General features: G+C 47.3%; 17 protein-coding genes. 1 reads left to right on the top strand and 16 read right to left on the bottom strand.

Features of this window, described 5'->3' with window-relative positions:
* Positions 1 to 20: 20 nt before the first annotated feature.
* The 3 genes from N667_RS0107955 to N667_RS0107945 form a co-directional block, all read right to left on the bottom strand.
* Positions 21 to 1,157: a Leu/Phe/Val dehydrogenase gene (locus N667_RS0107955; RefSeq protein WP_027409088.1), complete on the bottom strand. Its 1,137-nt coding sequence runs from the start codon at positions 1,155 to 1,157 to the stop codon at positions 21 to 23.
* 19 nt (positions 1,158 to 1,176) lie between these two features.
* The gene (locus N667_RS0107950) at positions 1,177 to 1,575 is read right to left on the bottom strand and encodes a thioesterase family protein (RefSeq protein WP_027409087.1); all 399 of its coding nucleotides are present in this window, start codon (positions 1,573 to 1,575) and stop codon (positions 1,177 to 1,179) included.
* A gap of 339 nt (positions 1,576 to 1,914) precedes the next feature.
* Positions 1,915 to 2,865: an NAD(P)H-dependent flavin oxidoreductase gene (locus tag N667_RS0107945; RefSeq protein WP_027409086.1), complete on the bottom strand. Its 951-nt coding sequence runs from the start codon at positions 2,863 to 2,865 to the stop codon at positions 1,915 to 1,917.
* A gap of 69 nt (positions 2,866 to 2,934) precedes the next feature.
* On the opposite strand from N667_RS0107945, the gene N667_RS0107940 reads away from it, so the two are divergent.
* Positions 2,935 to 3,456, top strand: a complete 522-nt coding sequence (locus tag N667_RS0107940; RefSeq protein WP_027409085.1) for a gamma carbonic anhydrase family protein — start codon at positions 2,935 to 2,937, stop codon at positions 3,454 to 3,456.
* Between the two features lie 53 nt (positions 3,457 to 3,509).
* Here the strand turns inward: N667_RS0107940 and paaX are convergent, their stop codons facing one another.
* From paaX to paaK, 13 genes are all read right to left on the bottom strand, one after another.
* Positions 3,510 to 4,385, bottom strand: a complete 876-nt coding sequence (gene paaX, locus N667_RS0107935; RefSeq protein WP_027409084.1) for a phenylacetic acid degradation operon negative regulatory protein PaaX — start codon at positions 4,383 to 4,385, stop codon at positions 3,510 to 3,512.
* A gap of 203 nt (positions 4,386 to 4,588) precedes the next feature.
* Positions 4,589 to 5,365 carry an enoyl-CoA hydratase-related protein gene (locus N667_RS0107930; RefSeq protein WP_027409083.1) on the bottom strand — a complete coding sequence of 259 codons (777 nt, stop codon included), beginning with the start codon at positions 5,363 to 5,365 and terminating at the stop codon, positions 4,589 to 4,591.
* Positions 5,366 to 5,382: 17 nt separating this feature from the next.
* Positions 5,383 to 6,591, bottom strand: a complete 1,209-nt coding sequence (locus N667_RS0107925) for a thiolase family protein (protein ID WP_027409082.1) — start codon at positions 6,589 to 6,591, stop codon at positions 5,383 to 5,385.
* 13 nt (positions 6,592 to 6,604) lie between these two features.
* Positions 6,605 to 7,462, bottom strand: coding sequence for a 3-hydroxyacyl-CoA dehydrogenase (locus tag N667_RS0107920; protein WP_027409081.1), 858 nt, complete (start codon positions 7,460 to 7,462; stop codon positions 6,605 to 6,607).
* A gap of 79 nt (positions 7,463 to 7,541) precedes the next feature.
* Positions 7,542 to 9,059, bottom strand: a complete 1,518-nt coding sequence (locus N667_RS0107915; protein WP_027409080.1) for an aldehyde dehydrogenase family protein — start codon at positions 9,057 to 9,059, stop codon at positions 7,542 to 7,544.
* Positions 9,060 to 9,083: 24 nt separating this feature from the next.
* On the bottom strand, positions 9,084 to 9,857 hold the full coding sequence (locus N667_RS0107910) for an enoyl-CoA hydratase-related protein (protein WP_027409079.1): 774 nt from the start codon (positions 9,855 to 9,857) through the stop codon (positions 9,084 to 9,086).
* A 13-nt stretch (positions 9,858 to 9,870) separates the two neighbouring features.
* Entirely contained in the window at positions 9,871 to 10,647 is a 777-nt protein-coding gene (locus N667_RS0107905) for an enoyl-CoA hydratase/isomerase family protein (protein ID WP_027409078.1), read from the bottom strand.
* Positions 10,640 to 10,951, bottom strand: a complete 312-nt coding sequence (locus tag N667_RS0107900; protein WP_027409077.1) for an EthD family reductase — start codon at positions 10,949 to 10,951, stop codon at positions 10,640 to 10,642. The genes N667_RS0107905 and N667_RS0107900 overlap by 8 nt, the downstream gene beginning before the upstream one ends.
* A gap of 26 nt (positions 10,952 to 10,977) precedes the next feature.
* Entirely contained in the window at positions 10,978 to 11,457 is a 480-nt protein-coding gene (paaD, locus tag N667_RS0107895) for a 1,2-phenylacetyl-CoA epoxidase subunit PaaD (protein WP_027409076.1), read from the bottom strand.
* 35 nt (positions 11,458 to 11,492) lie between these two features.
* Entirely contained in the window at positions 11,493 to 12,335 is an 843-nt protein-coding gene (gene paaC / locus N667_RS0107890) for a 1,2-phenylacetyl-CoA epoxidase subunit PaaC (RefSeq protein ID WP_027409075.1), read from the bottom strand.
* Positions 12,311 to 12,664 carry a 1,2-phenylacetyl-CoA epoxidase subunit PaaB gene (gene paaB, locus N667_RS0107885; protein WP_027409074.1) on the bottom strand — a complete coding sequence of 118 codons (354 nt, stop codon included), beginning with the start codon at positions 12,662 to 12,664 and terminating at the stop codon, positions 12,311 to 12,313. Before paaB ends, paaC begins: the two co-directional genes overlap by 25 nt.
* Positions 12,665 to 12,677: 13 nt before the next feature.
* The gene (paaA, locus tag N667_RS0107880) at positions 12,678 to 13,643 is read right to left on the bottom strand and encodes a 1,2-phenylacetyl-CoA epoxidase subunit PaaA (protein ID WP_027409073.1); all 966 of its coding nucleotides are present in this window, start codon (positions 13,641 to 13,643) and stop codon (positions 12,678 to 12,680) included.
* A 96-nt stretch (positions 13,644 to 13,739) separates the two neighbouring features.
* A complete protein-coding gene (paaK, locus tag N667_RS0107875) occupies positions 13,740 to 15,065 on the bottom strand; it encodes a phenylacetate--CoA ligase PaaK (protein WP_027409072.1) in 1,326 nt (441 codons plus the stop codon).
* Between the last annotated feature and the right edge of the window lie 53 nt (positions 15,066 to 15,118).

The raw sequence follows: 15,118 nt of genomic DNA, 5'->3' as shown, positions 1-15,118 counted from the left end.
CACCCTCTTTTCTTCATTTTTTACAGACGAATATCCCATTTCGGGCGCTTTTTATGAGAGAAGAAGTTGTTTCTTCTGCTTCGCATTTCCAAGCGATTTTCACAGAAACGGTTCGCTGCTTCGATCGTTGTAAGTTGTTCATTTTCCGCTTGCGTATAAATATCAAGAAGCGTCGAATAAATCGCTTTCGTTTTTTGCAACACACGCTCTTTATTTGGGCCGTATAATTCATCCGATACTTGAATGAGACCGCCCGCATTGACGATATAATCTGGCGCGTATAAAATGCCTCTTTCTTGCAGCATTTGACCATGGCGCACATCAAGCAATTGGTTGTTGGCTGATCCGACAATAGCTTTTACTTTGAATAAATCAATGGTGTCATCGTTGACAACGTTTCCAAATGCGCATGGCACAAAGACATCCGCATCGGTTCTGTAAATTTCGTCACCGTCGACCACTTTTACAGAGCCGCCGATTTCTTTCGCATAAGAAACAATCGAATCAACAGCCGCCTGGTTAATGTCGCAAACATAAAGGTTGGCCCCTTTTTCTAGCAGCTGCTCGGCCACTTTATAACCAACCTTGCCAAGCCCTTGAATCGCATACGTTTTGCCTTGAAGGTCGTCGCTTCCCCATAACGCTTTGTTCGTCGCCTGCAAGCCGTAAATCACACCCAACGCTGTCGGAACGGAGGAGTCTCCGCTTCCGCCATACTCTTGCGGCACACCGACGATACAGTTCGTTTCTTTCATTGCGTGCACGAAATCTTCTGGAGTTGTTCCCATGTCTGTTCCTGTGTAAAAACGACCATTTAACGACTCCACGAACTGTCCGAACGCGCGGAACAATTCCGGCGATTTGTCTTTGCGCGGATCGCCGATAATAACCGCTTTTCCGCCGCCGAAATCGACATCCGCAGCGATGCATTTATACGTCATGCCCTTTGAAAGACGGAGAACGTCAAAAAGCGCTGCTTCCACAGTTGGGTATGGCTGCATGCGGCATCCGCCAAGCGCTGGACCTAATGTTGTATTATGAATTGCAATAATCGCTTTAAGCCCTGTTTTTTCATCATTGCAAAAAACAACCTGTTCATGCTCTCTCATTTGTGTAAATAGATCCGCCGATTTCCATTCGTTTGTAACCGTGTTCATGTTCCTTATCCCCCTATGTTTATGAATGTAGCGACGCTTGAATCATCTCGTGGATTTTTTGCTTTGGTAAAATCACTTGTTTCACTTCACCGACGCCTACTACTCGCTCTCCCTCTTTCGCTTCTACTTTCGTAATGACGATGTTATCGCGAAGCTCGGTCAAAGTAGCTGTAACGGTTACCGTCGAGCCTTCCGGAGTGGGCGCAATGTGTTTGACGGAAACCGCAGCCCCCATTCCTTCTTCGTGATCCTCCAAATATGGCAAAATGATTTTTCGCGATGCCCATTCCATGTGGTAGACCATCGATACCGTCGAATAAACAGGATGGACGACATTGCCTTCAAACTGCGCAAACATGTCCGGAGTCACGACCGCTTCTACCACAGCCGTATCTCCGACTTTCATCCCCGGCTTCATTCCTCTCACCCCTCTGATACGTGAATGGACACAAACGTTTTATAAACGTTATATAAAAAACAAACAGAAAAAAATCACTGACCTATGGTTTTTATCACCTCTATATGCAAGTAAAACCAAAGGTTTTAGTGGTTTAAAGCGTTTAATTTGTAAACGTTTACATTATCAGCATAATAAAAATGTTTATTAACGTTAAAATAACGTCATGATAAATTAATATTATCAATCTATAAAAACAAAAGTCAATAATTTTCTCAAAAATAAAATCATTAAAAATAAAGAATACCCCAGTTGCCAGTTGACTGGAGTATTCTTTATTCGCTGGTTTAAAATGATATTTTAAAAAAATATTTTTTGTAGCTGGTTTAACTGTTGCTTCGCTTCTTCCATCATTCCATCAAGCAGCTCTTGAACTGTCGGCGCATCTTGAATCAATCCGGCAATTTGACCCGCGTTTACAAATCCCTCGGAAAAATCGCCCGAAAGAGCTCCGCGGCGATGATGCTCTTCTGATGTATATTGATTGAACTCGTCGAGCGTGACGCCTTCTTTTTCATATTGTAACAACTTTTCCGCATAAGGTGTGCGCATAATTCTTCGCACTCTGCCGACCGATCGTCCGACAATCACCGTCTCGTTTTCTCCCGCATCCATAATCAATTGCTTATACGCCTCATGAAACGGAGCCTCTTTTGTTGCGATCAACCGCGTTCCAAGCTGCACCCCTTGCGCTCCGAGTGCAAACGCAGCCAAAAGTCCCCTTCCATCGCCGATTCCACCGGCTGCGACGACCGGCACGCGAACCGCTTTGGCGATTTGCGGAATCAATGTCATCGTTGTCAATTCAAGATGCGAATTAATTCCTGCTGCTTCGTATCCTTCAGCGACAAGCACATCCGCTCCCGCCGCTTCCGCTTTTTTCGCTTGTTTTACCGAAGCGGTGACAACGATAATTTTGACTCCATGCTCCTTCAAGCGCGGGATCAGCGGAGCTGGGTTTCCCGCCGACAGAGAAACGACTGGCACGTTATGCTTCAATACGAGCGACGCCATTTCCTCGACATACGGCGTCACTTGAATCGGAATATTCACAGCAAACGGCCGGCTCGTTCTGCGTTTCGTTTCTACAAGGATGCTCTCAACTTCATCAGGCGCCATCGTTCCAACGCCGATCGTTCCAAGCCCTCCCGCTTCGGAGACAGCGCTTGTGAGCTCGGCATTGCTAATATTGCCCATTCCACCTTGAATAATCGGGTAACGAATTTGAAGTATGCGGCAAACATCGTTCATAAAATTCTCTCCTCGTAAAAAGTATGTTATACTTATCATAACCTTATCACAATTTGAGGGGGATTGGAAATGCTTTATTCATATAACGGAAAAACGCCAAAAGTTGATCAAACGGTCTTTATCGCCCCTGGGGCTCACATTATCGGCGATGTAACGGTTGGCAAAGAATCGACCATCTGGTTTAACGCGGTATTGCGAGGGGATGAAGCGCCAATTATCGTCGGAGAACGATGCAGCATTCAAGATAATTCAACGTGCCATTTGTACGAAGGGTTTCCGCTTGTCATTGAAGATGAAGTAACAGTCGGCCACAATGTGATTTTGCATGGGTGCACAATCCGAAAGCGTTCGATTATCGGCATGGGCTCGACGATTTTAGACGGGGCTGAAATCGGTGAAGAATGCATTATTGGGGCTAACACGCTCATTCCTTCCGGCAAAAAAATTCCGCCGCGTTCGCTTGTGATGGGCGCTCCTGGAAAAGTCGTGCGCGAAATCACGGACAAAGACTTAGCATTGATTCAACTGTCCATCGATACATACGTGCAAAAAGGGAAGGAGTATCGCGAGTTGCTAGGCGGTTCGCGGTAGGAAACGGCACGAGCCCTAAAAATAAAAGCACTGCTACCATCTAGCAGTGCTTTTTATTCCACGATGAGCGGGTGATCGTATACATCGTACTGTTCGTCTTTTTTCTCTAATTCATTTCCGTCCATAAATACCGATTCAAAGAAGCGGCTTGCCGGCTTTGCCAACTCTTTATAATATTCGCCAAACAGCGAAGCCGCATGGCTGCCCATCCATTCTTTTGGCAGCAATTCCTCCGGCAGACCCGGGTCGATAAATAAAAACTTCCGATACTCGTGTACAAGCTTCGTGCGCTCCACGAAACATTCAGCATCCGACATTTCTCCGCGCTGGATTTTGTTTTTGTCGATAATATATTTTTGGCTGTACACTGAAATAAATTCCTCGTACTTTTCGTTAATCGCTTTTAAATCCCAGCATTTCTCGACGAGGCGCTCGTTCGTATGCGGCCCGTCATATTCCGCGATAAAAAAGTCGACGTACGGCGCAATTTGATATTTATCAATTAAATCATACACTTGCTTTTCCAAATTGTTCGGCGAAATCCACGAGCTGTTGGAAATCGTGCCGAATCCGCTCCAGACAAGCTCTTTTCGCAGCTCATCGCGCAGCGAGCGCTTTTCTTCTGGAATCGTATAAACAAAAATGCGCCACTTTCCGTCCCATTTTTCCGGACGGATTTTATAAATGCGCTTCGCCGCTTCATCCATGCGTTTTACACCGCGCGGTGTCAGCGAATAGTAGCTTTTATTGCCTTTTTTCTCCGCTTGCACCCACCCTTGCTTGCTCATGCGGGAAATGGCCGCGCGCACCGCTTGATCGTTATGGCCGAACTCTTTTAACAAACGAATCAAGCTGCCGATCCAAATTTGGTTGCCGTAATGACGAATATAGTCACCGTAGATGGTAAAAATCATCGATCGCGTATTGATGCTCATGTCTGACACCCTTTATCTCGTAATCTATCATTTTCCGTCCTGCCCGAATTGGCCAAAAGCTTTTTTCAAGCGGTTTCCCGGCCGCTTTTATGGTTCATAATTTTAACAAATTTTTATGACACTGACAACACGATCGCGAAAAAAACATCGAATAATAAAGAAGGAGGCTCATAAAATTATGAGTCTCCCTTGTTTGATTATTGTCCTGTAAACTGCGGCTTCCGCTTCTCACTGAACGCCGCAAGCGCTTCTAAACGATCTTTTGTTGGAATGGTCAATTCATACGCTTTCGCTTCAATGGCAAGCCCTGTCTGCAAATCGACGTTCATGCCTTGTTGAATCGCGTATTTCGCTTGCTGCAGCGCGATCGGACCGTTTTGCATCATTTCGTGCGCCAGCGCCTCGCAGCTTGCCATCAATTCTTCTTTTTCGACGACCTTTGTTAAAATACCGTACGCGTACGCTTGCTCCGCCGTAATTTTACGAGCCGTCAAAATCAGCTCTTTCGCGCGCGCTTCACCGATCAATCGCGGCAGGCGCTGCGTTCCGCCAGCTCCTGGAATAATCGCCCAGCTCACTTCCGTCAGCCCCATGACCGCTTCTTTAACAGCGATGCGGAAGTCGCATGAAAGCATCAGTTCAAACCCGCCGCCAAAAGCATAGCCGTTCACCGCCGCGATCGTCGGCTGCGGCAAATCGGCCACCGCGTTAAACACGTCGCGGATTTTTTTCACGTTGCGGCGCACTTCCGTCTCGGTGAGCGTTTTTCGCTCTTTTAAATCAGCGCCAGCGCTAAATGCTTTCTCCCCTGCGCCGGTAAAAATGACGACGCGAACATCGCGGTCGAGATGAAGCTGTTCGACCACTTCACCGAGCTCGACAAGCGTCGCATAATTGAAGCAGTTCATCGCTTCTGGGCGATGAAGCGTTACATACGCGATATGGTCGCGCTTCTCCAACAAAATATTGCTCATCATCCTTCTCCCCTTCGTTACGCATCAATATTTTCGACGATGGTAGCAATGCCTTGGCCGACACCGATGCACATCGTCGCAAGGCCGTATTGGACGCCTCTTCGTCTCATTTCATAAATCAATGTCGTTAAAATGCGGGCACCGCTCGCACCAAGCGGATGGCCGAATGCAATCGCTCCGCCGTTGACATTGACTTTTTCTTTATCAAGCTCAAGCTGTTTGATGCACTCTAACGATTGGGATGCGAACGCTTCGTTTAGCTCGACTAAGCCGATATCATTAATCGTTAAGCCCGCGCGCTGCAACGCTTTTCTCGTCGCATAAATCGGACCGAGCCCCATCACGGCTGGTTCTAAGCCGGCCACCGCGGACGCTTTGTATTTCGCAAGCGGCTTCATGCCAAGCTCCTTCGCTTTTTCCGCGCTCATCAACAATAAAGCGGATGCTCCGTCGTTGACGCCAGAAGCGTTTCCAGCTGTCACCGTTCCGTTCTCAAACAGCGGGCGCAATTTGGCAAGCTTCTCAAGCGTCGTATCCGGACGCGGATGCTCGTCTTTATCAACGATAATTTCTGTTCCTTTCTTGTCGCGGTAAATCACCGGAACAAGCTCGTCAGCAAAGCGGTTCTCTTCGATCGCCCGTTTCGCCTTCATTTGGCTTTCATAAGCAAACTCATCTTGCGCTTCGCGGGAAATGCCGTACCGTTTTGCAACGTTTTCCGCCGTTTGCGGCATGCTGTCCGTTCCGTACATTTCGTGAAGCTTCGGATTAATAAAGCGCCAACCGATGGTTGTGTCAAACATTTCTAAATTGCCGCGCGGAAAATCTTGATCTGGCTTTGCCATGACAAACGGCGCGCGCGTCATGCTTTCCGTTCCGCCTGCGATGATGATATCGGCTTCTCCAACCATAATCGCCCGCGCTGCGTAATTCACCGCATCCAAACCAGAACCGCACAAACGATTCACCGTCGTACCTGCTACTTCAATTGGCAAGCCAGCTAATAGCGCTGACATGCGCGCAACGTTGCGGTTATCCTCACCCGCTTGATTGGCATTGCCAAGAACCACTTCTTCAATTTGGTCGACCGGAAGCGCTGGATTGCGCTCCACAAGGGCGCGAATGACAACTGCGCCCAAATCGTCTGGACGGACGTCTTTTAACGCACCTTTATATCTTCCAATCGGCGTCCGCACCGCATCAACAATGACGACTTCTCTCATCATTTTGGACTCCTTCCTATTGTTTGTTCGTGTAGTCGTACACGCCTTTTCCTGTTTTTCTTCCGAGACGTCCTGCTTTCACATACTGCTCTAACAATGGCGCAGGCCGATATTTTTCGCCAAGCTTCTCATGTAAGTATTTTAAATTGTTCAAGCGCGCATCCAGTCCGACTAAGTCAGCCAATTCAAACGGTCCCATCGGAAAGTTGAGACCAAGCTTGATCGCTTTATCAATTTGTTCTGGTGTGCCAACGCCCTCTTGCAACATATAGAACGCTTCGTTGCCGATTAACGCGCTGATACGGCTTGTTACAAACCCAGGAAACTCGTTGACCGTTACCGTTTCTTTCCCCATTTGTTCCGCTACTTGCTCAATTACTTCCGCCGTTTCATCGCTCGTTTCCAATCCGCGAATAATCTCAACAAGCTTCATTTTATGAACCGGGTTGAAAAAGTGCATCGCAATCACTTTTTCCGGACGTTTCGTAAACGAGGCGATTTCCGTTGGGCTCATAGTCGATGTATTCGTCGCAAAATAGCATGTCTCGGGCGCATGCGCATCGATCGTTTCAAAAATTTGCTTTTTAATCTCTAATTTTTCTGGTACCGCTTCAATGACTAAATCCGCGCCTTTGGCCGCGTCCACTAAATCCGTCGAATAGGAAAGGCGAGCCTGCCCCTCGAGTTTAGCTGATTCCGTCATTTTATTTAATGCAACGGCCTTTTCAAAAATCGAATCAATTTCTTTTTTCGCGCTTTCGAGCTGCTCTTCCTTGATATCAACAAGCGTCGTAGTAAACCCTCCAGCCGCGCTTACATAAGCGATGCCTCTTCCCATCACTCCTGAACCGACGACGACGATGTGGCGAATCATAAAAAACCTCTCCTTTTACATGATAGATAGAAGTGAAAACGAGCACCCATCCGCGGATGGAAGTGCTCGAAATCATGCATTACAAGCCGAAAGGATTAAGCGGACGGCTTCCGTAGTATGATAAAATGCTCTTTGTTTCTGTGTATAGATCAAGCGTTTCAATGCAAAGCTCGCGTCCGAAACCAGATTGTTTGTAACCGCCAAACGGTGTGCCTGGGAACGCCGAGAACGGGCTGTTCACCATGACGATACCCGCTTGGATTTGCTTCGCAACGCGGATCGCGCGAGCGTGATCTTTCGTCCAGATGGCCGAACCTAATCCGTATTCGCTGTCGTTCGCTAGCTTCACCACTTCTTTTTCATCGCTGAATTTCATGACGACAACGACCGGTCCGAAAATTTCTTCCTTCACTACTTTCATGTTATGGTTCACATTTGTGATGATCGTTGGCTCATACCAATAACCGTTTTCAAATCCTTCGATTTTTGCTTCTTTACCGCCTGCTACAACTGTTGCGCCTTCTTCGATCGCGGAACGGACATAGCCATCGATGACTTCTAATTGTTCGCGGCTGATGATGGCACCAACATGCGTGCCTTGGTCAAACGGATTGCCAAGTTTTAATTTTTTCGCTTTTTCTACGAATTTCTCCATGAATTGGTCATACACGCTTTCATGTACGTACAAGCGAGAACGCGCTTCGCATGATTGCCCTGTGTTGTAGAAAATACCGAATAACGATCCATCGACTGCTGCATCAATGTCTGCATCCTCGAACACGATATTTGGCGATTTTCCGCCAAGCTCTAATGTAACGCGTTTTAATGTTTTTGATGCTTTTTCCATAATATCTTTACCGACAGGAGTTGAGCCGGTAAACGCAACCTTGTCAACAAGCGGATGCTCAACTAAATAATTGCCGACTTCGGAGCCTGAACCTGTTACAACGTTGACGACGCCTTCTGGCACGCCTGCCTCGTGGCAAATTTCCGCCAACACAATGCATGTTAATGGTGTTAAAGAAGCTGGTTTCACAACGACCGAGCAGCCAACAGCAATCGCCGGAGCGATTTTCCACGCCGCCATCATTAACGGATAGTTCCAAGGAATGATTTGCGCACATACGCCGACAGGCTCTTTTTCCGTGAAGTTATGGAATGCGCCTGGCATATTGTTCACAACCCCGCGATGGCCAACGATCGCGCTTGCATAAAATTCAAAGTCTTCGATCGCTTGCATTACTTGGCCTTGTGCCGCAGAAAGCGATTTTCCAGTATCTAAAATCTCTAATTCCACTAACTCATTAAAACGAGAGCGCATGATTGAAGCGATTTTATTAAGCACGCGCGCCCGTTTGTTAACCGGAAAATGACGCCACTTGCCATGATCAAATGCTTGACGAGCTGCCTGAACAGCGCGCTCTGCATCTTCTCTTGTTCCTTTTGCGACTTGCGCCACTGGCTCGCCTGTCGCTGGGTTGTATGTTGTAAACGTTTCGCCCGTAGAACCTTCCACACGTTCACCGTTAATAATGAGGTGATACATTTCACGCTTCATTTCAAGCTTTTCCATTTTTTGCTCTTTTACTGTTGACATTCGTCACACACTCCTTTTTCGTGATTACTTCCCTTTAAATACTGCCGGGCGTTTTTCGAAAAATGCGCGAACTCCTTCACGATGGTCTTCCGTTAGTCCGGCAATCCGCTGGCTGTATGCCTCTTTTTCGAGATAGTCTTCAAACGAGCGATGGTCGCTTTCGCGCAAAAGGCGCTTGATAAGACCGATCGCTTTCGTCGGCATACCTGCGAGCCTTGCTGCAAAGCTTTGCACTTCCTCTTCCCACGTATCTTGCGGGATGACAGCTGTGACAAGGCCTAGTTCGTACGCTTTTTGCGCCGTCACTTTTTCGCCCAATACCGCCAGCTCGAGCGCTTTCGCATGGCCAATTAACCGCGGCAGATAGTAAAGGTTGCCGGCATCCGGAACGAGGCCAACATGGATAAACGCTTCGATAAAGCTTGCTTTTTCCAATGCGAGGCGGAAATCGCACGCGAGCGCCAGACTCATTCCCGCTCCCGCTGCAACGCCATTGACAGCGGCAATGACCGGTTTTTCAAAGCGATGAAGCGCTTTCATCATCGGCGCATAGCGCGTTCTTAGCACCTCTCCATGGTCCATTTCTTCCGTGACGCCCGCAAGGTCTTCACCGGAGCAAAACGCTCTGCCTTCCCCTGTGATGATGAGGCTGCGGACATTTTCATCGGAAGCGGCTTGCTTCAGTGCGGCGACGATTTCTTTGTTCATTTGCTCTGTAAACGCATTCAACTTGTCCGGCCGATTCAGGATCAACCAAGCAACGTTGTCGCGAATTTCATAACGAATCGTTTCGTACAACGAGCAACCCTCCTTATTTTCCTTTAAAGTGCGGCTTGCGTTTTTCTACGAACGCTTGCATGCCTTCTTTTTGATCTTCGGACGCGAAAAGGAGGTAAAAGTTTTTCCGCTCAAACTGCATTCCTTCATATAGAGGATAATCGACCGCTTTATGAACCGCCTCTTTAATGAGACGAATGGATAGCGGAGGCTGTTTGGCAATTTTTTGTGCAAACTTCATCGTTTCCTCAAGCAAAAGCTCTGGCACGACAACGCGGTTGACGATGCCGAGCTCATAAGCGGTCGCAGCCGACATTCTCTCACCCGTCCAAAGCCACTCAAGCGCTTTTGTTTTGCCAATTAACTTTGTCAGCCGCTGCGTTCCTCCCGCTCCCGGCATGACGCCGATATTGACTTCCGGAAAGCCGAACTCGGCTGTTTCCGCAGCGAACAATAAGTCGCAACTGAGCGCCAGTTCAAAGCCTCCTCCTAACGCAAACCCGTGCACTGCGGCGATCGTCGGCTTTTTAATGAGCGCCATGCGATCCCACTCGGCAAATTGGTTCAGCAATTCAAGCGTAATCGGGTCATCGTTCGCCATTTCATCAATGTCAGCACCTGCCGCAAACGCCCGTCCTTTTCCCGCAAGCACGATGACTCGCACGTCATCGTTGCGGTCATACGCCTCCATCGCTGTGACAATTTCTGTGACCATCTGGCGGTTTAGCGCATTAAATACGTGCGGACGGTTTAATTCGATAACGGCAACGGCCCCCTCCGTACGCGTATCAATATGCGCAAACTCACTCATTTCCAACTTCCTCGCCAATCATCAATGTTACAAGATCGCCGGCAAATGACATTAAATCTTTTCCAGACGCTTTCGCTTCGCTTGTTTTCATCGCTTCTTTAAGCGCTTCATGGCTGTCGTAGTACATTTCGCACAATAGGTAATATTCGCTTTCTCCGCCCATTGGCGTTCCTACAATCTTTGTCACTTCCATTTTGCGCAATCCAGGAATTTTTGCCGTGATTGGTGCATGCGTTCCAAAGTAATGCTCATCGAACGCTTGCTTATCCTTCGGTTGTTTGTAAAGAGCGATCATTTTTACCATAATCTCTTCCCCTTTTCTTTACTTTTTTACATCCATGTCGAAATCGGCTTTAACGCTTCGAATGGATTTTTGCATTGCTTGCAATAGAAAATGCTGCGGCAAGCGGTCGGACCAAAGATGTTTTCCATTAGCGTGTAAGCGGAAGCGCAATACGGACACTCCACTTGCCATTCGCCATTAGGACCCATTTGCTTTGGAGGCGGGGCGATGCCGAACTCTTTCAATTTTTCGCGCCCTTCATCCGTGATTCGATCAGACGTCCATGGCGGGCTATTAATAAATTCAACAGTGACACGCTCAATTCCTTCTAACGAGGATAGAACTTGCTCAACCCGCTTTTGGATAATGTCAAGCGCCGGGCAGCCGATAAACGTCGGCAGCAATTTAACAACGGCCTCTCCGTTTTCAAACTGCACCTCTTCCACCATTCCTAAGTCGAGAACGCTGACCGAATCAATTTCTGGATCTTTTACCGCATCGAGCGCTTGTTTGATTTGTTCAATCATGGACTGCCCCTCCTTCTTTGCCAAAAATACGTTCATCACCATGCCGCAAGAGGGTCGATACGGTACACTTCAGATAATGTCGCAATTGCATCATCTAGATCTGGTGTATGTTCGCCGTTGCGTCCGTTGCCGCGCTTCATGCCGAGTGCGCTCGGCAACTCGAGATTCGTTTGCTCAAACACCGGTTTCATCGCTTGAATCCAGCGCTCTGTTAACACTTCCTCGCTTTCGATCAAGGCGAATTCGACCATCTTGCTTCCTTTATGTCCAAGCGACAATACGCCGCCGAAATCATCCAACACTTTTTCAACCGCTTTGATCATTCGCTCGCGCGCTTCCCCTTGCGCGTTGACAAGCTGAACAAACCACGTTTTCCAGTGCATGAGATGGTAATACAGCTCCATATTGACTTTAATCGCGACTTGTGCAAGCGGTTCGTATGATGAGTTTTTCAACGAATCGATGCGCACTTTTTTCGCTTGTGCGTAAAAGTAATTTCTCACGACTGTAAATGCCCAGTCGTAGCGAGGCTCATGCAAATAATGGCCCGGCCCGTTCACTTCCTCTAACAAAATCGCATTGCGTCTTTCTGATGCTTGACGTCCGTGCGCTAAATCGTCAGCGCTGCCAACCCCGATTTCTTCAAGAAGTTGATAGTACATGGCCGCATGCCCCATTGTGTCTTGGCTGATCGAAGAAAACGCCACGTCTTCTTCGATGTGCGGCGCAAGCCCCAACCATTCAGACCCGCGAAACGCCAAAATGAAATCATCATCAGCTAATTGGAATAATAATTCAACAAGCGCCTCTTGATATTCAGGGTATTGCTTCAGTTCTTCTGCCTTTGTGATTTTCATCGCTGAATCTCGCCCTTCCATGACAAAATTTCCTTTTCATCCAACATTTCTTGTTCGTATTGCCGCCATTTCTTTTTCAAATATCCATACCCTTTTGTCGTACGGTAATCTTTATTGTCAAGGCGCTTTAACGTTTCTTTTTCCTCTTCCGTCATTTGGCGAATGTCGGAGCGTTTGACAACCCAAATATCCGACACCGGTTCGCGCCGCATGAAATTTTCTTGCGCCATGACTAACGCAATTTCATGATTTGGTGCAAGCAAGCTGAATTGATGCTGCAGCGGCGCCGTATCGTTTTTTCTGCTGAATACTTCAAATACTTGATAAAAGTCTTTTCCGTTGTTGCTCATATTGCTCCCCCCATTATACAGCCGATGAACGGCTTAGCGCTTCGCGAACCCATGCGTTATTTTCATATGATAATTTGCGGAGACGAAGGCGCTCTTGCGATTTCGGACCGTTGTTGCGAACGATTTGTTTAAACTCGTTCCAATCCGGTTGGCGATAGATCCATTTTTCTTGCTTCTCGTCATAGTACATTGTTTCATCCGGAAGCTTGAGGCCAAGCGACAAAATGCGCGGAATGTATTTTGTAAAGAAATCTTGACGAAGCTGTTCGTTCGTTTTTGTACGGATGCGATATTTAATCGTGATGTCCTGCTTCGATGTACCTGTCGTTGAAGCATTGTCAGGACCAAAGAACATTAGAAGCGCATCCCACCAACGATTCAATGCGTCTTGGATCATGTCTTTTTGTTCTTTTGTTCCTTCAGCAAGCGCCAAAATAATCGCTTCTCCGTGCTGAGCATGGAACACTTCTTCAGCGCAAATTCGCTTTAACGCGCGCGCATATGGACCGTAAGATGCATCAAGCATGTTCGTTTGGGTAATAATCGCCGCTCCGTCGACGAGCCAGCCGATTAAGCCAGCGTCGCCCCATGTTGGCGCAGGCATATGGAACACGTTATGAAACTTCAAATCTCCTGAAAATAAATCTTGCATAATTTCTTCACGCGTTTTTCCAAGCGGTGCCATTAAATCTTCAGCAACGCGAAGCAAAAGCTGACCATGGCCCATTTCGTCTTGTACTTTCGCCATAATACCAAGCTTTCTCCGCAGTGACGGCGCCTTTGGAACCCATTCTTTTTCTGGAAGCGCTCCCATGATTTCGCTAATGCCATGCATGGCGATAAGCTTGATGAGCGTCATCCGGTATTCTTCCGGCATCCAGTCATCCGCTTCGATTTTCTCACCCGCTTCGATTCTTTCCATGAATCGTTGATATTTTTCTTCTTCAGATAGACGTTCAAACGATGTGACGACAGCCATCTATATAGCCCTCCTGTTGTATAACGTTCTTTTAACGTAATTATAAAATAACGTTATAAATATTTCAATGATGAAAAATGTAATATTTTCGTATTTTTATATTTTCGCTTTTTCTTTGCGGCGATCAACGATGCGAATCGCTTTTCCTTCAGACCGCGGAAGCGCTTTCGGGCCGTGGACGACGACATCCATCGACACGAGACAGTAGCTTTTTAACAAATGCTGAATTTGCTTTTTCAATAACACTACACGTTCGCCTTCTACATCCCCTCCGATTTCTTGAGCGAACGTTTCATTGATTTCGACATGCAGTTCAATTATGTCAAGCGTTCCTTTTCGGTCAAGGTGGATTTGATAATATGGAGCCAACTCAGGAACCGTTAATAAGTAATGTTCGATTTCGGATGGGAACACGTTGACCCCGCGAATGATAAGCATATCATCGACGCGTCCTTTAACGCGCGACATTCTTGTCGTTGTTCGGCCGCACTTGCAACGCTCTCTTGTAATAGACGCGATATCGCCCGTGCGGTAGCGAATGACTGGAAACGCTTCTTTTGTAAGGCTTGTAAATACCAATTCGCCCTCTTCTCCATCCGCAACCGGCTCAAGCGTCTGCGGATTGATGACTTCTACGTAGAAATGATCATCTGCGATATGAAGACCGTCTTGCGCTTCATGGCATTCCATCGCGACACCAGGTCCGATTACTTCGCTTAACCCGTAAATATCGCACGCTTTAATATCAAATGCTTCTTCAAGCGTTCTTCGCATTTCTTCCGACCAAGGCTCCGCACCGAAAATGCCGTATTTGAGCGAGGTTTGCCGCGGATCTTTTCCGAGTTCGCGCATGCGTTCGGCGATATTTAACACATATGAAGGGGTTCCACAAATGACTTCCGGACGGAAATCTTCAATTAGCATCACTTGACGGTCTGTGTTGCCGCCCGATATCGGCACTGTTACCATTCCTAACCGTTCACTTCCGTAATGCAAGCCAAGCCCGCCGGTAAATAGCCCGTAGCCGTAAGCGTTATGCAGCACTTTGCCCGGCTCTCCTCCCGCAATGGCGATCGCGCGCGCAACAATATCCGCCCAGTTTTCAATATCGTTTTTGGTGTAAGCAACAACCGTTGGCTTCCCGCTCGTGCCGCTTGATGCGTGAACGCGCACCGCTTCACTTAAATTGACCGCAAGCAAACCGAACGGATAATGTTCACGCAAATCTTTTTTAGTCGTAAATGGAAGCTTGCGAATGTCCTCAAGCGAACGAATGTCTTCTGGTTTGACGTTCCGTTCATTCAGTTTGTTTTGATAAAATGGAACTTTCTCATACACCCTTTTGACCGTTTGCTGCAGTCTTTCAAGCTGCAACGTTTCCATTTCTTGTCTTGAAAACACTTCAACATCATGTAAAATCATAATCCCATCCCCTTCTTAAAACGCTTTCATTTTAAATTAAAAATTAAACACTT

Origin of the sequence: Anoxybacillus tepidamans PS2, from assembly GCF_000620165.1 — a bacterium.
Taxonomy (GTDB): Bacteria; Bacillota; Bacilli; order Bacillales; family Anoxybacillaceae; genus Anoxybacteroides; species Anoxybacteroides tepidamans_A.
This window is presented reverse-complemented; position numbering and strand designations above follow the sequence as displayed.

Excerpts from the sequence above, each read along its gene's own strand:
- N667_RS0107955 (WP_027409088.1), bottom strand. The coding sequence starts at position 1,157 with ATGAACACGGTTACAAACGAATGGAAATCGGCGGATCTATTTACACAA.
- N667_RS0107950 (WP_027409087.1), bottom strand. The coding sequence starts at position 1,575 with ATGAAGCCGGGGATGAAAGTCGGAGATACGGCTGTGGTAGAAGCGGTC.
- N667_RS0107945 (WP_027409086.1), bottom strand. The coding sequence starts at position 2,865 with ATGAACGATGTTTGCCGCATACTTCAAATTCGTTACCCGATTATTCAA.
- N667_RS0107940 (WP_027409085.1), top strand. The coding sequence starts at position 2,935 with ATGCTTTATTCATATAACGGAAAAACGCCAAAAGTTGATCAAACGGTC.
- N667_RS0107930 (WP_027409083.1), bottom strand. The coding sequence starts at position 5,365 with ATGAGCAATATTTTGTTGGAGAAGCGCGACCATATCGCGTATGTAACG.
- N667_RS0107925 (WP_027409082.1), bottom strand. The coding sequence starts at position 6,591 with ATGATGAGAGAAGTCGTCATTGTTGATGCGGTGCGGACGCCGATTGGA.
- N667_RS0107920 (WP_027409081.1), bottom strand. The coding sequence starts at position 7,462 with ATGATTCGCCACATCGTCGTCGTCGGTTCAGGAGTGATGGGAAGAGGC.
- N667_RS0107915 (WP_027409080.1), bottom strand. The coding sequence starts at position 9,059 with ATGTCAACAGTAAAAGAGCAAAAAATGGAAAAGCTTGAAATGAAGCGT.
- N667_RS0107905 (WP_027409078.1), bottom strand. The coding sequence starts at position 10,647 with ATGAGTGAGTTTGCGCATATTGATACGCGTACGGAGGGGGCCGTTGCC.
- N667_RS0107900 (WP_027409077.1), bottom strand. The coding sequence starts at position 10,951 with ATGGTAAAAATGATCGCTCTTTACAAACAACCGAAGGATAAGCAAGCG.
- paaD (WP_027409076.1), bottom strand. The coding sequence starts at position 11,457 with ATGATTGAACAAATCAAACAAGCGCTCGATGCGGTAAAAGATCCAGAA.
- paaC (WP_027409075.1), bottom strand. The coding sequence starts at position 12,335 with ATGGAAGGGCGAGATTCAGCGATGAAAATCACAAAGGCAGAAGAACTG.
- paaB (WP_027409074.1), bottom strand. The coding sequence starts at position 12,664 with ATGAGCAACAACGGAAAAGACTTTTATCAAGTATTTGAAGTATTCAGC.
- paaA (WP_027409073.1), bottom strand. The coding sequence starts at position 13,643 with ATGGCTGTCGTCACATCGTTTGAACGTCTATCTGAAGAAGAAAAATAT.
- paaK (WP_027409072.1), bottom strand. The coding sequence starts at position 15,065 with ATGATTTTACATGATGTTGAAGTGTTTTCAAGACAAGAAATGGAAACG.